Here is a 24,265-nt window from a genome sequence, read left to right on the forward strand (position 1 = left end):
GATGGAGGTGAGGTCAAAGCGCGTCTCCGGACCCGTTTGGACCAGCGCGACACGCTGGGCGCCCTCTTGCCAGCGATCGCAGACTCCATTGCGGAAGGATCGATGAGGACGGCGCAGTCCATTGACTGAGCCACAGACTTCCCGTGTCCTCTCGTGGCCGGTGACGACGAAAGGACGACCATGCGTCTCGACGAGATTCGCCAGCTCATCTCCGACCACGACGACCGCGACCAGTACTGGCACATGGTTCAGACCGGTCCCTATTTCACCGATGCGCCAGACGTTGACGACGACACGTTCCGGCAGCACAGCGAACTTTTCGTGTTTGCCGCAGACGTCGACCTGACCATCCAGTCCGGCCTGGAGTGGGGCCATCTCGCCCGTCAGGTCAAGCGGGCGGACGCGATCTGGGAGCACGTGCACTTCCCCGACGAGTCCGCCCAGGTGACCTATGCGGACGTCTTCTGGCGCGGCTCCCTCGTTGACCGCGTCAGCATCATCACGGTCGACGGTGGCCGAGCGACGTTGCCCATCGGCGATCGCGCGTCGCGTAACCGCGATCTGGGCAACCTGAAGCCGGGCGTCAAGGTCGATTGGGACTACACCGCATCCGCCTTCGAGACAGCCGTTGCGAGGATCGTCGATGGCGGGCGGGACTTTGACCGCTACTTCACCCAGACGGGCATGATCGTCAGGGGCTGATGCCACCCGTCATAGCGGTTCCGCGCGGCGCCGCTCCCGCGAGCTGTGTTCGGCCACTTCTCGTCGTCGATCGACGTGCCAGGATCTGCCTGTGAAGAGCGAGGACGATCCGCGCCCCGAGTTGGCGCGCGTGGCAGAACGCGTGATCGAACAAGAGACGCGGTCGTACCGCTCCTTGTTCACCGACGCTGGCCGGGCGGTGAACGAGCCCGTAGCGGGAAGCTTGTGGCACGCAGACAGTGCCTGCGCACGCGGCAACGAGGTCGCAGACGGCTCGCTCGCGTACGCCGTAGGCCAGTTCCAACTGCTCATGCGATCGATCGACAACCATGCCGAGGCGCTGTTGCTGATGATGCGCCATGACCGGCTTCTGCGAACGCCGGCGTGGGCGGCTGCCAGAGCAGTCCTTGAGCCAGTGCTCATGTCCTGTTGGCTGACCCAACCCGACGTGTCGTCTGAGATGCGGATAGCCCGCGCGGCGTCGCTGCTTCCCGGCGTGTACCAAGGCGCGATCGCCCTACTTCCAAAGTTTCCCGGCAGCGACGAGGAGCTTGCGACCAAGAAGGAGGCACGCACAGACCTCGTCGCCTACTACGCCAAACACGGATTTGAGGTCCTAACCGCAAACAAGTCAGGGGTTTCGACCGGCGACATCACGGCGGTCGTGTACGGGGGATCGCGGGCGTCAATCAACCACAACATCACACAGCTCGCCGGCCAGTTTCTTCCCGATGACCCATATCTCTACGGCATGCTATCCGGTGCAGTTCACAGCAAGCTGTGGGTTCTCAACGACATTAGCGAGAGCGCAGACGAGGCAATTCGGGCAATCGTGGCCCCCCTAATGCCGGTGAGCGATGCCTATACCAACGCGATCTGCGGGTATCTTGGCCTAGATGCGGGGCCAATTCTTGCTCGGCGGGCGACCCGTCTCAATGCCCTGATGACCCGAGGTTCGCCACCCCGCAATGCGACGCAGCGTGGGACAGCGTTTGGGCAGCTGCAGAGTGGCTTGCGCGTCGACGAAATCGCCCGGAAGCGATGACTCGCTGCGAATACGCGCTTTGTCTGATCAGGATGCCGGCGGTGGCTCTCCTGCATCGGCTCCTTCTAGTGCAGATACCCCGGACTAAGAACCGGTCGCGACCGAGCTGATCATTCAGCCGGACGAACAGACGGCCGAGGCTGAACGCCGTTTGATTCGCGGCCGGTGAAATCTCCGGCAGTCGGACGGCTTCAGCGAGAGCCATTCCATCCACCCACGGCGCGTACGGGACCTCTAGTCGAATTGGTCCTGGGCGTACTCTGCGACGATCTCGATAAGGGACTGAACGCTCTCGTTGCAATTCACAAAATCGATGCTGCCCAGCCATTCTGGGTGCTCACGGATAACACTTGCTATCAACGCGTGAATAAACGATTGCGTGGCGAGGTCTACGCCCTCAAAGTCCAATACCGCTCGTTTGCCGCGCGTCAACGCTGGCAGAAGGTGATCCTCTCGGATCCGAGCCGCCGCGTCCTTATCGCCCGCGAAGCTACCAGCGTAGCGCTTAACCTTCATCGAAACCTCGGTCGATACTTCTCAATCTTGCTCTTCTTGACATTCAGATGGTACACCTCGCGAATATCCGCGAGAAGACGCGAGAATGCGATCGTCTCGTCGATTGAGATGTCTATCCCCACGGCGGTGCCCGGATATGGCACGGCCAAGTTGACCCACTTGACCCGATCTTCCTGTAGCCGAGCGTGAATTCTTGCCTGATGCCCGCGCGGCTGCGTTAGCAACTTCATAAGCGAGTCGCCGGTTGCCATTACCATGTGATGGCGAGACATGGTCGCCATGGCCTTCATGAAGAAGAGTCCCGCCCCACCATTCGTCTCGTTGCCGCCATAGTGTCGTGTCGTTCCGGTGATGCCGGGCCTGAAGGCCTTCTCGATCGCGTCCTGGTCAGACGTCACAGGATGTGACCTACCCATACTTGCTCGGACACCAATGCCGGAGTCGGCCACACCAACGAGTAGACGGCCGCTCTTTGTGACCTGGGCCGCAGCAAGCGCTCCGTGGGCACTTGAGGCGTGCTCGAGAACGTTCCGCACGAGCTCAAAGAGAACATACTTGACCGAATCGGCCTCTTCCGGACGTGCGTGGAGCAAGGGGACGAAGTCCACGACGAACTTGTTTAATTCTGCGTTGTCGCGAATCCGGGTGACGGGAATAAACCTGCCCGAGGGGTCGTGCTCTCTGACCGGAATCCCGGTCGGCAGGTCCATGACTTCGAAGAGCTTCATCCGCTCGAGGTATCTGATGCTCGAGTTTAAGTCCTCCCAGTGCACAGATACCTCGGCGCCCTGGTCGGAAGCCCAGTCGCCCAGCGCGCCTATCATGCAGAGCACCAACGGGTGGACGGAGAAGAGTCCGTCCGGTAGGACGAAGCGCAGGTCATCGGTTCCGTCGACCACCATCAATCTCGTAAATCGCTCGATGTCGGCGAGATAGGCGCGGTTGGGCAACGTGACCTGCATGGTGCCTCTCGTGGCCGGTGGAATCGCCGATCTACGGGGCTCACTGTAGGTCACGCGCATCCCTTGTGACCGGTCTCTTTCGATGTGATCCGTCAGGTGATGTGCGACGCATAGGCTAGGAATCTGAGGTGACCGTCCGTGGTCGGTCGGCTTCGATGCTACGGACCGGTCGGGCGGTCGTGCGGCTGGAAGTGGATCAGTGGGATCGCCTCGGCTTTCGCGAGTCGAGGGTATTGCTCGTCCGACCCGCTGTTCGTCAGCGCGGAGAAGGCCCTAGGGGGCGCAAGGCGATCTGAGTGGAACGGTCCACCCGACCGGGCGCGGTCACTACGTCATCGGCCGACGCGCGTCGCCGCGTCGGCGAAGGCGGGCCCGGTTCGGCCCCCTCGAGGGCGACACCACGCACCGCGGGCCCGTTCGTCGTCTTCCTGTGCTGCGGCGGCGGCTCCGTCCCGCTGGTGCCACCTGACCTGCCGCGCTATATGTGCCACCTCCACCTCCAAAGCCGCCAACGCCATCTCCGGCTTTGGAACGGGTCGTCTCGCGCGGCGGGTGGCTGACCCCAGATCCGGAAGTGGTGGTCGTGCAATGCGGAGACCGCTTCATGGAGCTGAAGAGCGGCGAGCGCTTCTCGTGCCGTCGCTGGAATGCGGCGCTCCCAAAGTTCTGCCGAGGGCTCGGTGAGCTCGCGGACAGCTTTGGCGACGCCGTCGACGAGTTCGACGTCGAGCCACCCGGTCCCGTGCATGTTCGCGAGCGCACCGAGGCCCTGTACCCGCTGCCATTGGGTGCGGACCTTCGCCAGTACGAGATCGTTCTCGGTACCGCTCACTGCGCCTCGTGCGATCTCGTCGTAGAGGACGTTGTCCGCAGGGGTGCCTGGCCCGGCGAGCAGCGTGCGGAGCTGCCCGACGACCTGCAGCCGGTGTGGCACTTCAGATTCGAGGGGGCTGAGTAGCTCGATCGCTAGGTGATCCAGGGCGATGAGTGCATCTTTGACGCCGTCGCGCACCTGGCGGGTGACTCGGACTTGCCGAGCGTCGTCCAGGACGAACGCGAGCACGAACGCCGTCACGGGGATCCCGATGAGCGCTCCTGTGAACGCGGACGTCATATTCACCAGGTACGGGTAGTTGTTCCACCGGCCTTGCACGTCGAGCGCGATCCCGATGGTGAGCAGTGCGACGCCGAGGGTCACGGATATGCCGGCGGCCCAGCGCATCCATCGTGGTGTCCAGGTGAACCAGTCCCGCCAGGTGTTCATGTGTGTTGATGATGTCGTTGCGGGTGTGCGTGCCGTCAAGCCCCACGCCAGGGGTCACCACCGAGCACCGCCCTGACCGCATGCAACCTGCGCTCGACCACCGCCAACCAGCCAGTCCCAACCCGGCTTCCGCTCCGACGACACCCGCGAACAGCGTCGAGCCGGAGTCCGCCATCACGGCGGACGTCAAGCAGGTTGAATCGCCGTGGGTCTGATGGAGGCTCGAGGTGCAGTGTCGTGCTGGTCTGCGGCTTGAGGCGGCTCTGTGTGGAGGATTCGTCACCCTCCCGAAACCGAGGACTGCCGGGCCCGTAAGCTGCGTCGCCACCGCCACCGCCACCCCCACAGCCACCGCCACCGGCGTCCGCAGCGGGCCTCGCTCGCTTCTGGCTCCTATCCGACCAGGGGCACTGACCACTCGGTCAACTGTCCCTGGACGTCCACAACAGTGAGAAGGTCCCGATCGCTGCAGCGTGTCGCCGCGTCAACTAGCAGCGCGTGCTTGTCAGGTCCAGTGCGATAAGCGCGCTGTCCACTCTCAGCGAACTCTGCCCAATCCCGACGCCGCTCAACTACACGTCGAATCCCAACCACGCTACTCGTCCAATCTGGGTTGTCCAGATATGCCCTCTCGGCCCGACGCAGGGGGCCAGAGGCTACAGACGCGAACGCGTCGAACGTCACGGCAAACTTGACCACCAGATTGATGGCATGCGGGATCCATATGCTCGATACCTGGTGGCTGGAGTCATGGGCCGCGCGATTTCTCTCTAACCCGAACTGCTGCAACTCCGTCTGTGGGTCTCCCGGCGGTAGTCCAAGGCGGGACGCCAAGGTTGTGATCGCATCCCAAGGCTTCTGCACGTGAAATAACTTTAACAACGCGGCGTAGTCGTCGGAGTTCATGTTGCTACCAGGCCAAAGCCACGTAAGCGCCGAGAGGTTGACCGGGCCGCTCACGGCCACCAGGCTTTGGCCAACTGTCTCAACGAACGAACGGACGTCCGTCGGCGGCAGCCTTCTCACGCGTGCGCCAGCGACGTCGAGTAGGTGTCGGGTGGCGCGCTGCTGTACTCTTTCGGGCAGATCGGCGAAATGAAGGTGCCCCTGATTTACGAATGTGGCGAGTTCGTGTACTCGCGCGTCCACAAAGGTCTCTAGGAGGTTGTAGCTGCTGACCGCCAGCCCTCGGCGCAGCATCTCCCCGGCGGGATCTGACGCGCGTACTGCAGGCTCCAGCGAAGCGATTCGCAACCCCTCGAGGCCTTTCGCGAGCGCGGCCCGCGACCGCGACGTCACGGCTTCAGCTCAGACTCGCGAGCAGGGCGTCGCGCAGCTTCTCAACCCGATATCGAAGTCTTGCGGGGGTGTTTGTCGCCTGTCGCACAGCCTCCTCAAACTCGGGGTCGTGGAACAGTCGATCCATGGAAGCCCTGACTTCACGAGCAGCGCCAATCAGTTCAGATTGTCTCTGAACACCCACTTCTGCGATAGCAATCATCTGCGCGTCGAAGAGACCCGCGAGCGCCTGGTCGCGGCCGGGCCACTTGAATGCGTCCGAGCCCCAAATCGCTTCGGACACCGTAATCGAGTTCGCAAACAGTTGCGCCAGGTGGTCGAGCTCGGCTCCCGTTGCATCGCGTTTGTCCGCCATGTAGTCGTCGAGCGTCAGCCTGATGTCTCCCGTGAATCGCCGCCAACGATCCGCCATCGAAAAGAATCTGAGCACGAACTCTGCATCGGTCATCCTGCGATACGCGGGAGAGGACGGAGGAACGACCTTAAATTGTTTCCGCAGAAAAGGATTCTCTGCCAGGGTGTAGATCAGGTCGTTGAGAGGGCCACGGTATGCGACGTTCCGGATCTCCTGAGCGTTCAGAACTTCGCCACCGGTATTGAGGCGAAGGAACACCTCGTGCTTCAGCGACTCATCGGATTGACGCAACAAGGTTGTGACACGAAGGTTCTTCATTCCCAGTGAATTGCGGACACCTGCTGGCATTGTGGAATACTTCACGCCGTTCAGAGACTCGAGCCGCGTCAGGTTCCGGAGCACCAGTTTGTCCGCAAAGAAGGCATCAATAGCGGTCAGTCGCTGTTTCCCATCGATCACCGCGTAGTGTCCGATGCGGCCTTCATCCTCGGCGAGGTAGACGGGCGGGACTGGGATGTTCACCAGGAACGACTCGATCAATAGCGACTGCTTATCGGCCATCCATCGGTCCCGGCGCTGGAACTTCGGCGAAACGTCGATGGCGCCCGATTGCACCAGTTGTGCAAGCGAGATCAGACCTTGATCGGCGATCTCGAGGACGGCCGCCTTTTGGGCGGACAGGTACTCTTCCTCAAGCGTGCGTGTATTGACCAACTTCGCCTCGCAGGTCCGCGTCTCTGCACGCTCGTGCGTGCTGTCACCCCGGAGACTACTCACGGTCGCAGCCGCGCATCCGCGCGACACCCGTGGACCCGAGGGCGCAGCGCCGCCGTCGACAAGCCACCTGCACTCAACCGCACGGACAGGCTCGGTGTCGATATGACGGACGGCAGGCGCAGGTGGGGCCCATTCGACACCGTCATCGACGCTGAGACCGCCGACGAGCACGAAGTCGAGCCAGCACGAGCATTCGGGACGGTTCCAGCCTCAGCTGCAGCCGCCACGGTGGTCTTTCGGGCTCGACGGGTGCGAGCCGTCGACTCATCACCACGGACGAACACTCACGAACTTCCACGTGGCTACGCCGACCACTGCCAGGCAACTAACTCGTAGCACCAGGGAACAAGACCCGCGCACCGACCCGCGCAGGGGTGCCGGACCAGTACCGTTGCCGCGTGATCTCGCGCTACCACCTTCGTTGCCCTGGTTGCTCCGAGATCTTCGTCGCGCGGGTAGGCGTAGAACCGACTTCCGGCACCCGGTTCTACCTCCCATGCCCTCACTGCGATCTTCCGATACGGGCCTCGATGTCCGGCCAAGAACTGGAAAACCACCGAATTTCCTTCGAGTGTGACGTCGTGAACGGAGCGGATCCCGACCTAGCTGGCGCGCTGACGGTGACCGTAAACCCATTCGTGCCGTCGCTGTACGCGGCAGACTCGTACAGCCCAATGGGTGCATTCCCGACCATGACACTTGTTCAGCTACTGGGCTTCGAGAGCTTCGAGGCCTTCGAGGCCGAACGCCATAAGTCACTTCTAGCTATTGAGCAGGTGTGGCCGAACGCCCGCATGTTGTTTCAGTATCTTGTGAACGACAATGCGAAAATGTTCGTAAGGCTTGCGAAGGACAAGTTCGGTCTTGATTGGGAGCCGGCGACGGAGCACCAACGCACATCAGTTGCATACCAGGCGCTTGGAGTTGCGACGACTGCGATCGTGGGGACAACAGGGAGCCGTTCATCGATGATCATGGCTCGGTTTGCGAAGAAGCACACAGCGGCGATGCGCCACAAGCCACACCTCCTCACGTTTCGAGAGAGAGGCGCGCTCGCGAAAGAACTCGAGCGCGATGTATTCACCGTAGTCGGTCGCTTCGTCGACGACTACGAGTCGTGGGAGATGGGCCGCCTCGTTCGCTTCGCGGAGTCTGCGGCCGTGAGCGAACTCGATAGGCTAGTTCTGTACCGAGATGAGTTCTCGATCGTCAGGGACCTCTATCAACAAGGGTTCGAGCTGTCGTGCAAGTGCATCTGGCCGCTGGTGGCCGCGCAGAACACCGTGAAACGCGGCGATCCCAACGCCTTCGGCGACGTTCACCCCCAGATCGTCGCCGTTAAGTTTCGGCCGAGGACTCTCTCGCAATTCGACAAACTTCCGAACGCTTTCAAAGTCGCCTACGCCGCGCAGGTGCCGGGCTGGGATTCATTCACGACTCTACTCAGTAGCCAGCATCGGAACACCATCAGTCACGCAACAGCCCATCACGATCTTCGAAGTGGGCGAATCGTTAGCGACAAGGATCCCACGGGGATTTCCTACCTTGACTTCCTAGGCTTGACGTTCGGGGTGTTCGAGGCGCTTTCGGTGTTGATGCAGGCACTTCGAGCGGCCAGGGTCGCCTCGTCGCGCGACTTCGATCTCCCGAGTTCATGAGCAGGAGTTAGGCGGGCCACCCACACGTACGCTCGCGCTCACCAGCGCGGCCGCCCTGACTCTGGGGTCCGTAGGGCGCTAGCTCGGCGGCCGAGGCAGCATCGGATTCGACCTACGTCGTGAGAACTTTCCTTACTGACTCAAGCGCGCGGCTCCGCCGCGCGGGTCGGCCTCCGGGGCGGGGCCCCGCGCTCCGCTCGCAAGCTCGCTACGCGCACCCCACCCCTCCGGCCGACCACGGGCATGTCGAAAGCGGCCCCAGGTCTCCCCGGAACCGCCCTTGCTTCCACCGGGCTCTTGCACCGTCCTGACGCCCGGCCCCGCACCGACCGCCGAGCATCCGGCCGTCTCCACTCCGCGTCAAGGGCGCCTACGGCGTCACCGCGTGATGGCTGCGCCACCCCTGACCCGGACCTCCGACAGCCTCTTGTGCTCCGCTATCGGTTCAGCGCCTCGAAGTGTCCCCACCGCTAAGAGGTCGCCGATTGCTCTCCTCTTTGGTGTCCAACCGGGTGCGAAACCGTGCAACGCGTTACACGATTTGAAGAGACGTCCGACCAGGTCAGATGCGAGATCGTCGAGCCGAGCCAACCCCGTCCAAGAGACACGACCCAAGCCCACCGCTACCGCCAGCCGAAGGGCCCCACCCGCGTGATCATGCGGATGTGGGGCCCTTCGTCGTTCCCGCTGCTCCCTTTTCACTCCCCTTTGCCTTCCGAGAGTGTTTCTTCCGACGTCTGCGCCACGACCTCGTCGATGACGACGCGGAGGTCCGGAGCCACGTGGATCCGCTGCACGTAGTGCCGCGACGTGGTGCTCTCATCCGCATGCCCGAGCAGGGCCGTCGCGTTGGCGAGCGTCGTGCCCCTGGCTACCTGGGTCGCGACGGTGCGGCGGAAGTCGTGGGGGGTGACGTCGATGCCGGTTCCCTGTTGCGCCTCGCGGAGTTGGTCGCGCACTCGACCGGGTGAGCGTGGCGAGCCCTTCGTGGAGGGGAAGACCAAGTCGTCAGGGTTGAGGGCCTCCATGAAGCGGCGGTTCAGATCGTCGTCAGAGACCCGGTTGCCCCGTCGCAAAGATGAGTCATGGTTTCGACCTACCCGAGTCATGGGCGCTGCTACATTGCGAGCATGCGAGCGATCCGGCGTGAGATGTTCACGGCACTTGTTGCCGCAGGGCTTGTGTTTGGAGCGGCGGGCTGCTCCGCGGACCCAGGTGCGGAAGATACGCCCTCAACGGCGCCATCGAACTCGGCGTTCGAATGCCCCCAAACCCCCGTTGACCCTGTGAGCGCCGAACAAGCTGCCTCTTGTGTCTATCGGGGATGGATCCAGAGCGACGAGGCACTCGCGGCCGCTTATGGACGCGCCGGCATCCTCGACGACCTTCCGACCGCGATGGTGGACCCCGGCATGTCGTTGACGGGCTGCGACGAAGGCGGAGGCGAGAAGATCGACGGGCTTACGTGCATCTGGGAGGGAACCAACTCCGATGGGCCGGTGTCGATCGAGATGGCCATGACGGGAAATGTCGACGACGGGTTCCGGGTATCCGCAACGGCCATCATTCATAACTAGTTCGCAGATTCGCAGTGCCGTTCCAGCCCGCGTAGGCGGGTCCCAACAGAGAGGTTGAGGCGTGAGCAAAGGCGTTGTTCGATCCATCTTGGCGATCGCGGGCTCGGTCGCCCTGGTTGCAGCCATCGGAACCCCGAGTCAGGCCGCGAAACCGGCACCGCCCGCGAGCGATCAAGGCGTAGTGATCGCTGCGGACGGCGTCGTACAGCCCGACGGCAGCATCTTCTACGCAACTGGTCCGATCAGCGCGACTACCACTGTTGTCGTCCCCGACGAGAGCGGGAAACTCCCGGGAGGACTTTCCGCCAAACGGGGACGCGCGATTCTAAAATCAGATGGCCCGCAAGCGCTGAAGGATGCGATGGCGGCGACGCAGATCGCGACACTAAGTCTTTCAGACCAGACTTTCGTTACAGGAGTTTGCTGCACCTGGACGACTTTCCGCCACCCGTCGGTCATCTGGGGCTATAACGACGCGGCGACCGCCGTTTATCGGTCTGCGCTCTCTCCGGGCACGGAACAGTGGGTGTGCACCAAGGGCTGGGGCCACTATCGTGGTTATAACGGGAGCCAGCTTGGGCTTTGGGGTAAGTGGTACCAGACGGGCTGCCAGAGGGGCTCAGACTTCGCGACATGGAACCGAACGGAAGTGCCCTGGGGCTACACCGTAGACAATCCACGGATGCAGTTCCAATCGCAGCACATCCATTCCGTCGCAATAGGCTACTGGGGAGCCTGACACGAGGCGCTAATCTCGACCCGTCATCGGAGAGTCCGAGTTGGGGCGGCGGGCAGTTCTGCTGGGTGTTGAGTGGTGATTCTGCCGTCTGGGTGTGACAGATTGGCCCGGTCTCCGAGGACGGGTCAATCTGTCTCACACTTTCCGTATCTGGCGCACGTGCCGGCGTCCGTTCGTGGCCGCTGGACCGGGCGCGAACGGACGCCACTCCGCGATGACCGAGCGCGGCATCGACGTCTCCGGTGAGTACCCCAAGCTGTGGACCGATGAGGCCGTCCGCGCCGCCGACGTGGTCATCACGATGGGCTGCGGCGATGCCTGCCCGATCTTCTCGGGCAAACGATACGAAGACTGGGTGCTCGACGATCCGGCAGACCTAGACCGCGATGACGTGCGACGAGATCTAGCGTCGAGTCCGCAACCTCGCGAGGCAGCTTCACGTGCACGTGTAGTCGACACTGGCTTCGGATTGCCTGACACCGGTGCCTCATCCGGCCTCAGGCCGCCCACCGTGTCGAGGCGGCAGCGAGCCCGACGCCCGATCGGGTGGTGGCGGTCAGGCATCCAGCGAAAGCAGCGCCTCGAGCAGGGTGATGTCGTGGTCGAGTGCACGCATCGTCGCGGCGCTCAAGGGCTGCCCGTCGTGCCGGGATCCCGACGACCGAAGCGCGCGGAGCTCGGTGAGGGACTGCAGATGTCGCGAGGTGACGTCGGACATCGGTACGCACCTTTCCGTCGAGGGTCCTTGCCCTCCTATCGGCAGGCTGGGCCGATCGTGCACGGCTCCGGGCCGACTCGTCCGTCGGAGTAGGGGGCCATCAGAGGGCGCGCCAGGGTGCAAGCCTCAGGTGGGTCCTGGGGCACCCCATCCACGAGACCGCCCGTCACCTCGACCTGCTGCGCGAGATGAGCGACGGCGTACGGGGCTACGGAGACTCTGACCTCGCGTTCCGGCCCCGGACCGACCGATGAGCATCTGGACTTCCACGGAGAGCGGGCGCCGCACGATGATCGTGGGGTGAGAGCAGAACAGGCGACCGTCACGATCGATCGGGCCGATGCCATCGCTCTGATCGGAATCGTGGCGAGCGTCGCTGGGCACGCGGCCGCCGGCGATGTGACGCCGAAGGCGATGGCGCGCATCCAGCGACGTCTCGCTGCCGACCTCGGCGTGAACCACTCGGCGCCCCTCGGTGAGCTGTTGACCATGGTCAACCAACGCCTTCGCCGCGCGATAGGTGAGCCCGTGTAGCTCGAGATCCGAGCTCGGTGGGGATCGCAGCGCTGGTCCGACCGAGTGCCCTCGCAGCGAGGGTGCGTCCGACGTGGCCAGAAGCTGGAACCTCCGCGAACCTCCGCCAAGATGCGAGCATGCCCGAGAACGCCCTTCCTCGACCGGCCCTCCGGTGGAGCCTTCGAGCGCTGCCGCTGGTGGCGTTCGTGACCGTCGGCCTCCTCACGCGCTCCACGCCAGCGGCGTTGCTCGCGGTCGCAGTCGGCTGGATCGCGGCCGCCATCCTCACGGCAGTGTGGTCTGCGACGACCGCGACAAGCACGCCACGGGCCGCCCAGACGACTGTGACGCCCGTTCCAGCGGTCGCGCCGAACGTCATCGCCACGGCCGGCCCCGAGGCTCCGGCTGCGACAGTTCCCCTGGTCGTCCCCGCCGCCGCCTCGCAGCTCGGGGGCTCGACCAGCGAACCCCCGGCCGGGGCTCTGGAGCGGGCAGAGCAGGCGGCCCGCGCGCACAGCGGCTTCCTCGCCGGGCCTTACGCCCTCGTCGACGGCGAGCTCCTCCCGACCGTGATGCCCCCGCGCGAGGGCGACCCCATCGTCGTCCGCATCGATGCGGGCCGAGCGCAGGAGCGGGACACGTTCGAGCGGGGCCAGTGGACCCGCACGCTCGCGCCCGCGGAGGTGACCGCGACGTACGCGTACGAGGCGCGCGCCCGGCACAGCGGCGGAGCGCTCCTGGCGCTGCGCAGCTACCGCGACGGCCGCATCTACGCCGAGTGGCACCAGGTCCAGGACGGCGAACCGAACCCGTTCGGGTCGATCCCCGACGAGTTCACGTGGGAGAAGAACGACAACTACTACCGCGGATGGGTCGAGCCCGGCGACCTGAGCGACCTTCGGGATGACCGCAGCATCGACGGCTGATGCGCGTCCCGGCGATCACCGGCTCAGGGCGGCCTCCTCGTCGAGCCGGCTCAGCTTGTCGGGGTTCGCGATCGACCAGACGCGTGTGACACGACCGTCGGCGACGGTGACGCTGGCGACGCCGACGAGCCGTCCGTCCAGCTCCATGCGGATGCCGGGCTGGCCGTTGATCCAGGTCGCGACGGCCAGCAGCGCGCCCTCGGTCTTCGCCATCCCACCCACCAGGTACCGCGCCAGCCGCTCGTTGCCGACGATCGGCCGCAGTGCCGCTCCGCGGGCCCTTCCTCCGCCGTCGGCGATCGCGATCACGTCGGGTGCGAGGACGTCCATGAGCCCGTGGAGGTCGCCGGTGTTGAGCGCGGCGACGAGCCGGCCGACGACCTCCTCGTGCTCCGCGCGGACGACGTGCACGCGGGGCCGGCGGGCTGTGACGTGGCTCTTCGCGCGGTGGGCGATCTGGCGCACGGCGGCCGGGGTCTTGTCGACGACGTCAGCGATCTCGTCGTAGGGCACGTCGAACACCTCCCGCAGCACGAAGACCACGGGTTCGGCCGGGCCGAGCGTCTCGAGCACGGTGAGCATCGCGATGGACATGTTCTCGGCGAGCTCGACGTCGTCCGCCACGTCGGGACTGGTCAGCAGCGGCTCCGGGAGCCACTCGCCCACGTAGTCCTCGCGGCGTCGCGCGACCGTGCGCAGGTGGTTGAGCGCCTGCCGCGTCACCGTGCGGACCAGGTAGGCGCGCGGGTCGCGGACCTCCGACCGGTCGACCGCGGCCCAGCGGAGCCAGGACTCCTGCAGCACGTCCTCGGCGTCAGCGGCTGAGCCGAGCATCTCGTACGCGACGGTGAACAGCAGCCGGCGGTGGACGACGAACGGGTCGTCGTCGGCGCGCGCGAGGTCGGGCACGTCAGCTAGCCTACGAGGCGCTCGCACCGGCGGACCGTGCAGCGAGCGGAGGGAGCCCGCACGCGGCGGCGAACTCCTCGGAGTGGATGCCGAGCGCGAGGTTCATCCGCGCGGACATGTTCATGAACGCCACCCGGGCGGCGAGCTCGACGAGTGCCGCGGGGCCCAGCTCGCCCAGCAGCGCGTCCGACAGCTCGTCGGTCACGGCCGGTGGCGTCCGGCTCGCGGCCTCGGCGTACTCCATGACCCGGCGCTCCCGTGGGGTGAACGCGGAGGACTCGCGCCAGCGCGGCACCTCACGGACCTTCGCCTCGTCGAGCCCGTGGTTGTGCGCCGTGAAGTAGTGGAGGTCGAGGCAGAAGCTGCAGCCGACCGTCGCGGCCGAGGCCATCGCCGCGTAGGTCGCGAGGTCACGGTCGAGCTCGTGCCAGCCCTCGATCTTGCCGCCGAGGCGCATCGAGTCCTTCAGTACGCCTTGGTGATGCCACAGGACTCCGACCGAGTCGGGGACGTGGCCGAGCATCCGGCGGGCCATGAGCTTCACCAACGCTCCGTATACGCCGGTGACCTCGGTCGGGGGGACGCGGGTGGTGCTGGTCATGGTCGCTCCTGGTGTCGAGGGTTCGTCTCCGTCGACATGGAGACACCGGCCGACGCCCGCGTGTGACAGATCCCGCCGGGGCCGAGGATCAGGTCACGAGCACAGGGCCGTGTCCATGGCCTGGAACACCCGCCCGGCGACCGCCGTCACCGACTCCTCGTCGCCGCGCAGCGCCGAGGGCTCTGCCGTGACGGCAATGGTGGCCTCCCGCCCGGCCTCGGTGACGGCGCTGCGGGTCTCGTAACCGGGGATGTCCCCGCCGTGGCCCCACGCGACGGTGCCGCAGCTCAGGTCGAACCGGACCAGGCCGAGGCCGTACTCGGCGTTCGGGAGGATCCCGCGGCTCCCGGGCACGGTCTGCTTCATCTGCTCGAGCTGGGCGGGCTCCAGGAGCGTGCCGTCCAGCAGCGCGGCGTAGAACCGGTTGACGTCGCTGGGGGTCGCGACGATGTCGCCTGCGGCATCGGCCATGGACGCGTCGAGGTCCGTCACGTCGACGAGGTCTCCGCTGAGCGGCTCGACGGCGTCGTACCCGTGCGGGTGCGGGGCGCGGATCGTCTGCTCGCCGCGGTCGGGGACGTAGGTGCCGGTGAGGCCCAGCGGCTCGATGATCCGCTGCGTGATGGCCTCGGCGAGCGGTCGGTGGGTGACCCGCTCGACCATCAGCCCGAGCACGACGTAGTTGGTGTTGCTGTAGTTCCAGCCCTCGGCGGGCGCGAAGTCGCGCTCCTGGGTGAGCGCCAGGTCGACGAGGTCGCGGGACGTCCAGTACCAGCCCCGGTTCTCGACGAGGTTGCCGAGACCGCCGACGTAGTCGGGCACCCCGCTCGTGTGGTTGAGGAGCTGCCGCACCGTGATGTCGTGGCCGTCGTAGTCCGGGCCCCGGACCAGTCCCGGCAGGTACGTCTCGATCGGCTCGTCGAGCCCGACGGTCCCCTCGGCGACGAGCTGCAGGACCACGACGGCCGTGTACGTCTTGCTCGACGAGCCGATGCGCACCTGCCCGTCGACGGGGACGCGGGAGCGGGTGGCCAGGTCGCCGACCCCGGCGGTGAGGTCACGCTCGCGGCCCCGGGCGTCGGTGACGGCGGCGAGCGCGCCCGGGAGGCCGTCGTCGCGCACGAGGCGGTTCAGCGCCTGCTGCGTGACGTCGGCCCGCGGCCCGCCGTGATGACCACCTCCGGCGAGTGCGGCACTGGGTGCCACCAGCGCGGTGGTGGAGGCCAGGGTCAGCGCAAGGACCGTGCGGCGGAGTGTGGACATGTCTTCCCCCTTCGGTGGTGGTGCAGGTCAGGAGCAGAGGACGGTGTCCACAAGCTCGGAGATCCGAGCCTCGACGTCGGCGGACGCGGCCTGCGGCAGGACGCCGTGCATGGTGGTCGTCGCCACCGTGATGCCCCGGCGGCCGTCCTCGGTCACGCCGCCGTCCGTCTGGTAGCCGGGGATGATCCCGCCGTGGCCCCAGGCGAGCCCGCCGCAGCTCAGCGGCGTGGACTGCAGGCCCAGGCCGTAGCGCCAGCCCTCCGGGATGCCGGGCAGGGCCATCGGGACGGTCGTCTTCATCTGCGCCAGCTCGGCGGGCCGCAGCAGCTTCCCGCCCAGCAGCGAACGGAAGAAGGTGGTCAGGTCGCCCGGCGTGGACACGATGTCGCCGGCGCCCCAGGACGCCGCGGGGTCGATGTCGGTGTGCTCGAACAGCGCGGAGCCGGCCGGCTCCGCGTAGTAGCCCTTCGGGTGCGCGCCGCGGAGGGTCTGCTCCCCGCGGCCGGGGACGTAGGTGTCGCGCAGGTGCAGGGGCTCGATGATCCGGTCGGTGATGACCTCGCCGAGTGGGCGTTGGGTGACCTTCTGCACGAGCAGGCCCGCGAGCACGTAGTTGGTGTTGCTGTACGACCACGCGCCCGGCGTGGTCGCGGGCTGCGCCAGCCCCAGGGCGACCAGCTCGTGCGGCTCGACGTACCAGTCCTTGAGCGCCCGCAGGGTGATGGCCCCGTCGGTGACGAACGGCGGACCGCTGGTGAAGCTGCCGATCCCGCTGGTGTGCTGGAGCAGGTCGCGGACGGTGATGTCGTGCCCGTCCACCGGGCCGCGCACCAGCCCGGGCAGGTAGGTCTCGACGGACGCGTCGAGGTCGACGGCCCCCTCTCCCACCAGCTGCAGGACCACGGTCGCGACGAACGTCTTGGAGTTGCTGCCGATGCGCACCTGCCCGTCGACCGGGACGCGGGCGTCGGTGGCCAGGTCGCCGACGCCGGCGACGAGGTCGCGGTCGCGTCCCTTGCCGCCGGTGACGGTGGCGAGCGCGGCGGGCACGCCGTCGACCTCGACGAGATGGTCGAGCGTCTGCTGCACGACGTCGGGCCGGGCTGGGCGCCCATGGTCGCCGGCGAACGCGATGCTCGGCACCGCCAGTGCGGCACCGGCGGCGAGCGCGCACGCCAGGACGAGGGCGGACAGCGGGGAGGGCTGCGACATGGGAGCTCCTGGGTGGGGTGCTGGCTCGTACCTGTCCAGCGTCGTGCGCGCGTCCCCCGTCCCACCATCACGGCACCACCCCACTCGAACCGTGGGTCTACCCCACCTCTCGCGTTCTGCAGCCGGTCAGCGGCACGCGCTCCGGCGGGCCAGGATGGCCCGCGTGACCCTCTATGCGCAGACCCCGTGGCGCCGTGCGCGCCAGATCGTCGGAGACCTTCTCGTCGTCGGGTGGGTGGTCCTCTGGGTCCGCGCCGGGTTGTGGGTGCACGAGGTCGTGGGGCGGCTCGCCGCTCCCGGACGCACGCTGGAGAGCGCCGGGTCGTCGCTCTCGGAGAGCCTGACCTCCGCGGGAGACACCGTGGCACGCGTCCCGCTGGTCGGCGACGAGGTGCGTGCACCGTTCACCGCGGCGGGTGGCGCCGCGGACTCGATCGCGCGTGCGGGTGTCGAGGTGCAGGACGGGGCCAACCAGCTCGCGCTGGTGCTGGGCCTCACGATCGCTGCCCTGCCGATCCTGCTCGTCGTCGCGGTCTGGCTGTACTCCCGATTGCGGTTCGTGCGCCGGGCCCGCGCGGCGACGCGCATCCTCGACTCCGCCGCCGACCTGGACCTGTTCGCCCTCCGGGCGCTGGCGACGCAGCCGGTCCGAGCGCTCGCCAGCGTCAGCGACGACCCGGCGAACGCGTGGCGCCGCGGGGATCCCGACGTCGTCCGCGCGCTGGCGTCGCTGGAGCTGCGCTCGCTCGGCCTCCGCCCGCCCGCGGTGTCGACGGCCGCCTGAACGCACCTGCCCTGTCGGGCAGCCGGCGGGTCAGGCCCCGTGCACGTTCGGGTGCGCGTCGGGGCACGGCAAGGACGTCGGACGCCCGCCTATCGTCGGTGAGACGGGAGGAGGGCCGGCATGCGCAGCTCAGCAGTGGCCGTCCGTCCCACCCGCACGGCGCCGCCGCGTCGTCCGCGTGCTCCCGGTGTGGACGTCGACCTGTTCCGCCACGGCATGCCCGTCACGCCCGCGACCGTGCTGGCTCTCCAGCGCTCGGCGGGCAACCGGGCCGTGCAGCGCCTCGTGCAGCTGCGCGAGCCGCCGCGGGCGTCGCGGATCCTGTCGCCGGCCGATCGCGAGGCGTTCGTGGTCGCCGAGCTGCCGAGAACGCGAGACCGGCGGGCGGGCCGCGAGGTCATGCGGGACATGGCGGCGACGTCGAACATCCTGGACTTCGGCTCGCGGAGCGAGCTGCGCGACGAGCTGGTCAAGCGGGTCACCGTGATCACCGTCATGGCGGACGCGCAGGTGTCGCGCGGCGGGCTCGCCCCGTTCGGCTACCCGTTCACCGGCGCCAGCCCCTACTGGGGGCCGCGGGTCGGGTACGCGGCGCGAGACCACTGGGTCCCGCCCACCCCCGACGGGTACGACCGGCGCCTCGATGCGGCGAAGCGCGCGACGGTGCGCGGGTTGCCGCGCAGCCGGCGGAACACCGTGTTCGGCGACCAGGGCTCGTCGTACCAGTTCCGGCTCAGCGCCACCGGAGCCCGGGACCCGTGGTCCGCGATCATGCTGCTGTTCGAGGCGCAACCGCCGCACAAGCGCACGCTCGTGCACTGCGACTACCTGGTGTCTCTGGTGCACTTCCGGGCGTTCATGGCTGTGAAGGGCAAGACCGCGTTCAATGCGGCGATCGCGGCGCACGGCCCGGACAAGGTCGTGCTGAAGTACGACCTGTTCACGGAGCTCGAGCCTTCCGTCGGCGGCCGGCCCGGGCTGGGGAGCATCCGGCAGGTCGTCCCGTCGTCCGAGGGTGACCTCGTGCTGGGCGACCACGTCTACTTCTTCAACCACCCGGGCTACGACCTGATCAACAAGAACGTCGGCAACGCGTGGCGGCTCGAGAACGCGGTGCTCGTCGCGCGCAAGGGTGGGGCCGACGTCTTCCTCGGCCACGGGTCGGGGCGACGGACGCATGCCGAGATGCGTGGCAAGCTCGCCGAGGAGTACAACGACGTCGCCCGGATCGTGCTGGCGCTCGTCCGCCGGACCGGTCGTGGGTCGGCGGCCTCCCGCACCGCTGCGCGCACGGAGCTCGGGACGCGGTTCCCGGCCGTGGTGCAGGTGGCGGGAGCGTGGCGCGTGGTGGGGACGGGCATGCTCGGGGTCGCCGTCGACATGCCGCTTCGGCTGCTGCGAGCGTCCGACGTGCCAGGTCTGTTCGACCCGAGCAACCCAGGGGTGCTCTACCGGGTGCGTCGCGCGGCCGAGTCAGCCTGAGCGGCTCACCGGCCGCGCTGGCCCGTCGTGGCGGACGTCGTGAGCTGGGCGGCGCCCGAGGTGTCCCGGCGCAGGTAGTGCCACGCCAGGAACGCGCACACCAGCCCGTTGAGCATCCCCATGGTGACGTCCGACAGGCTGTGCATCCCGCGGTAGAGCCGCGCGGTGCCGACAGCGATCGGGATCAGCAGGCAGACGATCGTCACCACGATGCGCAGCACGCGGTTGCCGATGCGCTGGGCCAGCATGGCGAGCACCACGTAGAACGCCGTCGACGCGCCCGTGTGACCACTCGGGTAGCTGGAGGTGGGCGGCGACTCGTCGAGCTTCTCCACGTCGGGGCGCTCGCGGCCGACCACCAGGGCGGCCGACATGAAGACGATGGCCTGCACGGCGATGGCCTGCGGCGGGATGATCGCCACCCACCACTGCTTGGTGCGCCACCAGAACAGGGCGACGAAGAGCACGCAGGCGCCGATGATGAACTCGGTCGTGCCGATGGCGGACAGGACCGCCGTGACGGCGTCGAGCGTCTCGGTGCGCTGCGCCACGAACCACTCGTTGACGGCGGCCTCGCCCGGCAGGTTGTCCAGGGGGCCGGTGATGAGGAACCCGACGCCGACGATGACCACCCACAGACCCACGGCGGGCAGCAGCACGCGGACCGCGAAGTCGCGCCACGCCTCCTTGCGGGTGGGGGCCGAGGAGTCCAGCTCGTAGCGGTGCAGGAAGGTGTGCATCACGTCTCCTGGTCGGGGGCGGTCGCGGACCAGCCGCTGTAGCCGAGGTAGGACGCCCCAGCGAGGGCCGTCCCGAGTGCGAACCCTGCGACGACGTCGGAGGGGTAGTGCACGCCGAGCATCACCCGGTCGAGGCCGGTGAGCAGCGTGACCGTGGCGGCCAGGGCGGGGACGACGACGCGTCCGCGGCGGCCGAGCAGCGGCCACACCAGCAGGGTCAGGGCCAGGGCGACCGCCGCGGTGTTCGTCGCGTGGCCGGACGGGAAGCTGGACCCGGGGGCGTGCTCGAGGGCGTCCTCGACCACCGGACGGGCGCGCTGCACCAGCCCCTTCGCGCCCAGCTGGAGGGCCCACGCGGCCATCACCGTGAGGAACGCCCACAGTGCGCGGGTGGTCAACCCGTGCCGCCGCCACACCCAGACGCAGACCAGCGTCGCGGCGAGGTTGAGCCACCTGGCCTGGAACGCCTGCTGCCAGACGATCAGCGCCTGCTGGAGGGCGGGGTGGGCGCGCGTGAAGTCCGTCACCGCCAGGATCGCCTGCTGGTCGAGCCGCAGGACGTCGTCCACCTCCGCGCGGACCAGGTAGGCGAGCACCGCGACCGGCACCGTGAACGCCACCCCGAACGCGGCGGCGCGCAGCAGCGCACGGCGGCGGAGAGGCAGCGGTCGCATCCCCGGAGGCTAGGTGTGCCGGGCCGCGCGCGCGCGTCGAACGGTCAGCCGACGGTCGTGACGACCGTGCCGGCGGGCGCCTGCCACACGAGGTCGAGCACGTCGTCGCCCACCCGGACGCAGCCGTTGGACACCGCACCCGTGCCGCGCAGGGTGGTGGTGTGGATCGCGGTCACCGAGGTGCCGGTCGGCTTGTCGTAGTGGTCGATCGTCTCGCTCTGCGTGGAGAGCAGCAGCACGCGCGGGGTGGTGGTGCCGGGCTCGAGCCAGCGGGTGCCCAGCAGGAACGCGGGGACGTGCGGGGTGGGGGTCGCGGGCGAGCCGGTCGCCGTCACGGGCAGGACGTGCGTCGTGGTGCCGTCGTCGACCGTGATGGTCTGCGCGGCGACGTCCACCCGGATGGTCCAGTCCGTGCCGGCGGCCTCGGTGTCCGCGGAGTCGATCCAGACGCTGCGGCCGTTGACCTGCGCGACGTCCTGGCTGGGCAGGGCGCCCCGCGTGGCCACCATGACGCGCAGCCACCGGCCGCGCTGGTCGATCACCGGGAGCGTGGTCCGCACCTCGAGCGTCAGGGCGGGGACGACGCCGACCGGGGCGCCGGCGGGAGCCGCGCGGGCCGCGGTGTCCCGGACGACGACCGCGGTCTGCCAACGGCCCAGCGACGGGTCGTCGTTGGCGCGCTGGGGGAGGCCGTCGGTGCCGGGCAGGCCGGGGACGACGTGCAGCAGGTCGACCACCGGCAGGGTGGCCAGGTCGGCGGCGGGCGGTGCGGGGACCGCCGGCGCCGACGCCTTGTCGACGGCGACCGGGGCGGCGACGACCACCGCAGTCGGGGGGTCGGCGACGGGCGCGTCCGCGCACGCCCCGGCGAGTGCCAGGACGGCCAGCGCGGTCAGAGCCGCGATCGTCGTGCGAACCACTCGAGCCCCCGGTCGTCCGGGCCATCGTGCGCCCCGCCGGGTCGATCGGCCAACCCGGCACCTGTCGCCGCCGTCGGATCCCCGACAGGATGCATGTCGAGAACCAGCCCGCCGCTCCGACCACTCCACGAGAGGGCCGGCCGGGCCTTCAGAGACGGAGTGCACACCGTGAAGTACATGCTGCTCATGAACTACTTCATCGAGGGCGTCCCGCCGATCGACCAGTGGGCGCCCGAGGACGTGCAGCGGCACATCCAGTTCCAGCACGACCTGGGCGCCGAGCTGGTGGCCAACGGCGAGTTCGTGGACGGCCAGGGTCTCGCGTGGCCGGCGACCGCCAAGCTCGTGCGCAGCGACGGAGTCTCCGACCCGGTGGTCACCGACGGACCGTTCCCGGAGTCCAAGGAGTTCCTCGCCGGCTACTGGACGGTCGACGTCGAGGACGAGGCCCGCGCGATCGCGATCGCGGCGAAGGCGTCGGCGGCGCCAGGACCCGGGGGCGCGCCGATCCAGCAGGTGTTCGAGGTGCGCGCACTGATGGAGGCGCCCGCTCCTGTCGAGTGACCCGCCCCTCGAGGACCTGCTGCGCGAGCTGGCGCCGCAGGTCCTCGGCGTGCTGGTCCGCCGGTCGGGAGATCTGGCGGACGCCCAGGACGCGCTGCAGGACGCGCTGCTGGCCGCGACGACGCAGTGGCCCGCGCAGGGCGTGCCCGACAACCCGCGGGCGTGGCTGGTGGTCGTCGGGCAGAACAAGCTGGTCGACCGGTACCGCAGCGAGGAGGCGCGACGCCGTCGGGAGGAGCTCGTCGGCACCATGGAGGCCGTCGACGCGGGGGACGCGTTCGAGACCGACGACTCGCTCCTGCTGCTGTTCGGCTGCTGCCACCCGGCGCTCAGCCCCGCGTCGGCCGTCGCGCTCACGCTCCGCTCGGTCGGCGGCCTGACCACGGCGGAGATCGCCCGGGCGTTCCTGGTACCGGAGGCCACGATGGCGCAGCGGCTCAGCCGGGCGCGGCGGACGCTGCGGGACCTGGACGGGCCGTTCCGGATGCCGTCGGCGCAGGACTATCCCGCCCGGCTGCGCGCGGTCCTGCGCGTGCTCTACCTGATGTTCAACGAGGGCTACGCCAGCACCACCGGGACCTCGGTGGCCCGCGCCGACCTGTCCGCCGAGGCGCTGCGGCTGACCCGGACCCTGCACGAGAGCCTCCCCGACGACCCGGAGGTCGCCGGGCTGCTCGCGCTGGTCCTGCTCACCGACGCCCGCCGGCCCGCGCGCACGGGCCCGCGCGGGGAGCTGGTCTCGCTCACGGACCAGGACCGCGGGCTCTGGGACCGGGCGATGGTCGACGAGGGGGTCGCGCTGGTCGAGGACGCGCTGGTGCGGGGTTCCGTGGGGGAGTACCAGCTCCAGGCGGCGATCGCGGCGGTGCACGACGAGGCGCCGAGCACCGACGCCACGGACTGGCCGCAGCTGCTGGCCCTGTACGGCCTCCTGGAGCGCATGACCGGCAACCCGATGGTCACCCTCAACCGCGCGGTCGCGCTCGCCATGGTGCGCGGTCCCGATGCGGGGCTCGCCCTGCTGGCCACCCTCGACGACCGGCTGCCGGGTCACCATCGCCTGGCGGCGGTCCGCGGCCACCTGATGGACCGGGCGGGCCGGCCGGGCGAGGCCGCCGACCAGCTGCTCCTGGCCGCGCGCGGCACCACCAGCCTGGCCGAGCGCGACTACCTGCTGGTGCAGGTGGCCCGGCTGCGCCACGGTTCGGCATCCTGAGTCCCGTGGCCGTCGACCCGCACATCCTCCTCTCGCCCGCCGTCACCAACCTGCGCGACGTCGGGGGCCGTGCCACCGCCGACGGGGGGACGGTCGCGACCGGGGTCGCCTACCGCTCCGCCGAGCTGGCGGCCGGCTCGGTGAGCACGGACCCGGTCCTCGCCGGCCTGCGGATCAGGACGGTGGTGGACCTGCGCACGGACGCCGAGCGCACCAGCCGGCCCGACCAGCTGCCGGAGGGCGCGCAGCTGCGGGTGCTCGACGTGCTCGCGGACCTGCCCAGCGCCGCCGCCGCCCAGATCCCCGCCGCGCTGGCCGGGGGCGGGGCCGACGCGCTCGCAGGCCTCGACCTGTCCGGGCAGATGCTCGACGTCTACCGTCGGCTGGTGGTCGGTGGGGCAGCGCGGCAGGCGTACGCCGGCCTGGTCCGCACGGTGATCGATGCCGAGCGGCGAGCCGTCCTGTTCCACTGCACGGCCGGCAAGGACCGCACGGGGTGGGCGACGACGGTCCTGCTGCTGGCCGCGGGGGTGGACGAGGACGGTGCGATGGAGGAGTTCCTGGCGGTCAACCCCGCCGTCCGGACCACCTACGCGCCGCTGCTCCAGCAGTTCGGCGACGCCGGCGGGGACCCGGACGCCCTGCGCCCGCTGCTCGAGGTGCGGGCCGAGTACCTGCACACCGCCCTGACCCTCGTGCGGGAGCGTTTCGGGTCGTTCGACGGGTACCTGACGGACGGTCTGGGCCTCGGTCAGGTCGAGGTCGAAGCCCTCCGGAGGACCCTGCGCGCCGACGGATGACCGTTGGACCGTTCGGGTGGTCCGATATGTCCGATCTTGCCGACTC

General features: G+C 68.3%; 26 protein-coding genes. 12 read left to right on the forward strand and 14 right to left on the reverse strand.

Annotated features, from left to right (window positions below; translation table 11 throughout):
- The first annotated feature begins 180 nt into the window (after positions 1-180).
- Positions 181-702: a hypothetical protein gene (locus HP550_RS19945; RefSeq protein WP_175349386.1), complete on the forward strand. Its 522-nt coding sequence runs from the start codon at positions 181-183 to the stop codon at positions 700-702.
- A gap of 91 nt (positions 703-793) precedes the next feature.
- A complete protein-coding gene (locus HP550_RS19950; protein WP_175349387.1) occupies positions 794-1,747 on the forward strand; it encodes a hypothetical protein in 954 nt (317 codons plus the stop codon).
- A 234-nt stretch (positions 1,748-1,981) separates the two neighbouring features.
- Here the strand turns inward: HP550_RS19950 and HP550_RS19955 are convergent, their stop codons facing one another.
- The 5 genes from HP550_RS19955 to HP550_RS19975 form a co-directional block, all read right to left on the reverse strand.
- Positions 1,982-2,263 carry an STAS-like domain-containing protein gene (locus tag HP550_RS19955; RefSeq protein ID WP_175349388.1) on the reverse strand — a complete coding sequence of 94 codons (282 nt, stop codon included), beginning with the start codon at positions 2,261-2,263 and terminating at the stop codon, positions 1,982-1,984.
- Positions 2,260-3,225: an ATP-binding protein gene (locus HP550_RS19960; protein WP_175349389.1), complete on the reverse strand. Its 966-nt coding sequence runs from the start codon at positions 3,223-3,225 to the stop codon at positions 2,260-2,262. Before HP550_RS19960 ends, HP550_RS19955 begins: the two co-directional genes overlap by 4 nt.
- 478 nt (positions 3,226-3,703) lie before the next feature.
- Positions 3,704-4,489, reverse strand: coding sequence for a hypothetical protein (locus HP550_RS19965; RefSeq protein ID WP_175349390.1), 786 nt, complete (start codon positions 4,487-4,489; stop codon positions 3,704-3,706).
- Positions 4,490-4,882: 393 nt separating this feature from the next.
- A complete protein-coding gene (locus tag HP550_RS19970; protein WP_175349391.1) occupies positions 4,883-5,788 on the reverse strand; it encodes a hypothetical protein in 906 nt (301 codons plus the stop codon).
- A 4-nt stretch (positions 5,789-5,792) separates the two neighbouring features.
- Complete coding sequence (locus tag HP550_RS19975; protein WP_210768280.1) at positions 5,793-7,091, reverse strand: DUF262 domain-containing protein; 1,299 nt, start codon at positions 7,089-7,091, stop codon at positions 5,793-5,795.
- Positions 7,092-7,318: 227 nt separating this feature from the next.
- On the opposite strand from HP550_RS19975, the gene HP550_RS19980 reads away from it, so the two are divergent.
- On the forward strand, positions 7,319-8,578 hold the full coding sequence (locus tag HP550_RS19980) for a hypothetical protein (RefSeq protein ID WP_175349392.1): 1,260 nt from the start codon (positions 7,319-7,321) through the stop codon (positions 8,576-8,578).
- A 698-nt stretch (positions 8,579-9,276) separates the two neighbouring features.
- Here HP550_RS19980 and HP550_RS19985 read toward each other — a convergent pair.
- Positions 9,277-9,606: a tyrosine-type recombinase/integrase gene (locus HP550_RS19985; RefSeq protein ID WP_175349393.1), complete on the reverse strand. Its 330-nt coding sequence runs from the start codon at positions 9,604-9,606 to the stop codon at positions 9,277-9,279.
- 102 nt (positions 9,607-9,708) lie between these two features.
- On the opposite strand from HP550_RS19985, the gene HP550_RS19990 reads away from it, so the two are divergent.
- Positions 9,709-10,155, forward strand: coding sequence for a hypothetical protein (locus tag HP550_RS19990; protein WP_175349394.1), 447 nt, complete (start codon positions 9,709-9,711; stop codon positions 10,153-10,155).
- Positions 10,156-10,216: 61 nt separating this feature from the next.
- Complete coding sequence (locus HP550_RS19995) at positions 10,217-10,894, forward strand: hypothetical protein (RefSeq protein ID WP_175349395.1); 678 nt, start codon at positions 10,217-10,219, stop codon at positions 10,892-10,894.
- Between the two features lie 556 nt (positions 10,895-11,450).
- Here the strand turns inward: HP550_RS19995 and HP550_RS20000 are convergent.
- Entirely contained in the window at positions 11,451-11,612 is a 162-nt protein-coding gene (locus HP550_RS20000; RefSeq protein WP_175349396.1) for a hypothetical protein, read from the reverse strand.
- A gap of 300 nt (positions 11,613-11,912) precedes the next feature.
- On the opposite strand from HP550_RS20000, the gene HP550_RS20010 reads away from it, so the two are divergent.
- Both HP550_RS20010 and HP550_RS20015 read left to right on the forward strand, forming a co-directional pair.
- Complete coding sequence (locus HP550_RS20010) at positions 11,913-12,146, forward strand: hypothetical protein (protein ID WP_175349397.1); 234 nt, start codon at positions 11,913-11,915, stop codon at positions 12,144-12,146.
- A gap of 119 nt (positions 12,147-12,265) precedes the next feature.
- Entirely contained in the window at positions 12,266-13,054 is a 789-nt protein-coding gene (locus HP550_RS20015; protein WP_175349398.1) for a hypothetical protein, read from the forward strand.
- A gap of 15 nt (positions 13,055-13,069) precedes the next feature.
- Here the strand turns inward: HP550_RS20015 and HP550_RS20020 are convergent, their stop codons facing one another.
- The 4 genes from HP550_RS20020 to HP550_RS20035 form a co-directional block, all read right to left on the reverse strand.
- Positions 13,070-13,963: an RNA polymerase sigma-70 factor gene (locus tag HP550_RS20020; protein WP_175349399.1), complete on the reverse strand. Its 894-nt coding sequence runs from the start codon at positions 13,961-13,963 to the stop codon at positions 13,070-13,072.
- 10 nt (positions 13,964-13,973) lie between these two features.
- Positions 13,974-14,564: a carboxymuconolactone decarboxylase family protein gene (locus HP550_RS20025; RefSeq protein ID WP_175349400.1), complete on the reverse strand. Its 591-nt coding sequence runs from the start codon at positions 14,562-14,564 to the stop codon at positions 13,974-13,976.
- A gap of 93 nt (positions 14,565-14,657) precedes the next feature.
- A complete protein-coding gene (locus HP550_RS20030) occupies positions 14,658-15,827 on the reverse strand; it encodes a serine hydrolase domain-containing protein (protein WP_175349401.1) in 1,170 nt (389 codons plus the stop codon).
- A gap of 27 nt (positions 15,828-15,854) precedes the next feature.
- A complete protein-coding gene (locus HP550_RS20035) occupies positions 15,855-17,039 on the reverse strand; it encodes a serine hydrolase domain-containing protein (RefSeq protein ID WP_175349402.1) in 1,185 nt (394 codons plus the stop codon).
- A gap of 163 nt (positions 17,040-17,202) precedes the next feature.
- Between HP550_RS20035 and HP550_RS20040 the strand changes: the two genes are divergently transcribed.
- Both HP550_RS20040 and HP550_RS20045 read left to right on the forward strand, forming a co-directional pair.
- Positions 17,203-17,823: a hypothetical protein gene (locus HP550_RS20040; protein ID WP_175349403.1), complete on the forward strand. Its 621-nt coding sequence runs from the start codon at positions 17,203-17,205 to the stop codon at positions 17,821-17,823.
- A gap of 120 nt (positions 17,824-17,943) precedes the next feature.
- A complete protein-coding gene (locus tag HP550_RS20045) occupies positions 17,944-19,305 on the forward strand; it encodes a hypothetical protein (protein WP_175349404.1) in 1,362 nt (453 codons plus the stop codon).
- 5 nt (positions 19,306-19,310) lie between these two features.
- Here HP550_RS20045 and HP550_RS20050 read toward each other — a convergent pair whose 3' ends face one another.
- Genes HP550_RS20050 through HP550_RS20060 form a run of 3 tightly spaced genes read right to left on the reverse strand, consistent with a single transcriptional unit; the run spans position 19,311 to position 21,639 of the window.
- Positions 19,311-20,045: a phosphatase PAP2 family protein gene (locus HP550_RS20050; RefSeq protein ID WP_175349405.1), complete on the reverse strand. Its 735-nt coding sequence runs from the start codon at positions 20,043-20,045 to the stop codon at positions 19,311-19,313.
- Positions 20,045-20,719: a phosphatase PAP2 family protein gene (locus HP550_RS20055; RefSeq protein WP_175349406.1), complete on the reverse strand. Its 675-nt coding sequence runs from the start codon at positions 20,717-20,719 to the stop codon at positions 20,045-20,047. The genes HP550_RS20050 and HP550_RS20055 overlap by 1 nt, the downstream gene beginning before the upstream one ends.
- A 44-nt stretch (positions 20,720-20,763) precedes the next feature.
- Complete coding sequence (locus HP550_RS20060) at positions 20,764-21,639, reverse strand: L,D-transpeptidase family protein (RefSeq protein ID WP_175349407.1); 876 nt, start codon at positions 21,637-21,639, stop codon at positions 20,764-20,766.
- Positions 21,640-21,816: 177 nt separating this feature from the next.
- On the opposite strand from HP550_RS20060, the gene HP550_RS20065 reads away from it, so the two are divergent.
- Genes HP550_RS20065 through HP550_RS20075 form a run of 3 tightly spaced genes read left to right on the forward strand, consistent with a single transcriptional unit; the run spans position 21,817 to position 24,219 of the window.
- Positions 21,817-22,203, forward strand: coding sequence for a YciI family protein (locus tag HP550_RS20065; RefSeq protein WP_175349505.1), 387 nt, complete (start codon positions 21,817-21,819; stop codon positions 22,201-22,203).
- Between the two features lie 19 nt (positions 22,204-22,222).
- Positions 22,223-23,419: an RNA polymerase sigma factor gene (locus tag HP550_RS20070; protein WP_343048296.1), complete on the forward strand. Its 1,197-nt coding sequence runs from the start codon at positions 22,223-22,225 to the stop codon at positions 23,417-23,419.
- A 5-nt stretch (positions 23,420-23,424) separates the two neighbouring features.
- On the forward strand, positions 23,425-24,219 hold the full coding sequence (locus HP550_RS20075; RefSeq protein WP_343048291.1) for a tyrosine-protein phosphatase: 795 nt from the start codon (positions 23,425-23,427) through the stop codon (positions 24,217-24,219).
- The last annotated feature ends 46 nt before the right edge of the window (positions 24,220-24,265 follow it).

This window comes from Cellulomonas humilata, assembly GCF_013359775.1.
Classification (GTDB): Bacteria; Actinomycetota; Actinomycetes; order Actinomycetales; family Cellulomonadaceae; genus Cellulomonas; species Cellulomonas humilata.

What these genes read in the sequence shown, in the direction of transcription:
- HP550_RS20065 (WP_175349505.1), top strand. Translation starts at nt 21,817, where the DNA reads ATGCTGCTCATGAACTACTTCATCGAGGGCGTCCCGCCGATCGACCAG.
- HP550_RS20015 (WP_175349398.1), top strand. Translation starts at nt 12,266, where the DNA reads ATGCCCGAGAACGCCCTTCCTCGACCGGCCCTCCGGTGGAGCCTTCGA.
- HP550_RS20035 (WP_175349402.1), bottom strand. Translation starts at nt 17,039, where the DNA reads ATGTCGCAGCCCTCCCCGCTGTCCGCCCTCGTCCTGGCGTGCGCGCTC.
- HP550_RS20050 (WP_175349405.1), bottom strand. Translation starts at nt 20,045, where the DNA reads ATGCACACCTTCCTGCACCGCTACGAGCTGGACTCCTCGGCCCCCACC.
- HP550_RS20000 (WP_175349396.1), bottom strand. Translation starts at nt 11,612, where the DNA reads ATGTCCGACGTCACCTCGCGACATCTGCAGTCCCTCACCGAGCTCCGC.
- HP550_RS19955 (WP_175349388.1), bottom strand. Translation starts at nt 2,263, where the DNA reads ATGAAGGTTAAGCGCTACGCTGGTAGCTTCGCGGGCGATAAGGACGCG.
- HP550_RS19990 (WP_175349394.1), top strand. Translation starts at nt 9,709, where the DNA reads ATGCGAGCGATCCGGCGTGAGATGTTCACGGCACTTGTTGCCGCAGGG.
- HP550_RS19960 (WP_175349389.1), bottom strand. Translation starts at nt 3,225, where the DNA reads ATGCAGGTCACGTTGCCCAACCGCGCCTATCTCGCCGACATCGAGCGA.
- HP550_RS20025 (WP_175349400.1), bottom strand. Translation starts at nt 14,564, where the DNA reads ATGACCAGCACCACCCGCGTCCCCCCGACCGAGGTCACCGGCGTATAC.
- HP550_RS20030 (WP_175349401.1), bottom strand. Translation starts at nt 15,827, where the DNA reads ATGTCCACACTCCGCCGCACGGTCCTTGCGCTGACCCTGGCCTCCACC.
- HP550_RS20055 (WP_175349406.1), bottom strand. Translation starts at nt 20,719, where the DNA reads ATGCGACCGCTGCCTCTCCGCCGCCGTGCGCTGCTGCGCGCCGCCGCG.
- HP550_RS19965 (WP_175349390.1), bottom strand. Translation starts at nt 4,489, where the DNA reads ATGAACACCTGGCGGGACTGGTTCACCTGGACACCACGATGGATGCGC.
- HP550_RS19985 (WP_175349393.1), bottom strand. Translation starts at nt 9,606, where the DNA reads ATGGAGGCCCTCAACCCTGACGACTTGGTCTTCCCCTCCACGAAGGGC.
- HP550_RS19945 (WP_175349386.1), top strand. Translation starts at nt 181, where the DNA reads ATGCGTCTCGACGAGATTCGCCAGCTCATCTCCGACCACGACGACCGC.
- HP550_RS20045 (WP_175349404.1), top strand. Translation starts at nt 17,944, where the DNA reads ATGCGCAGCTCAGCAGTGGCCGTCCGTCCCACCCGCACGGCGCCGCCG.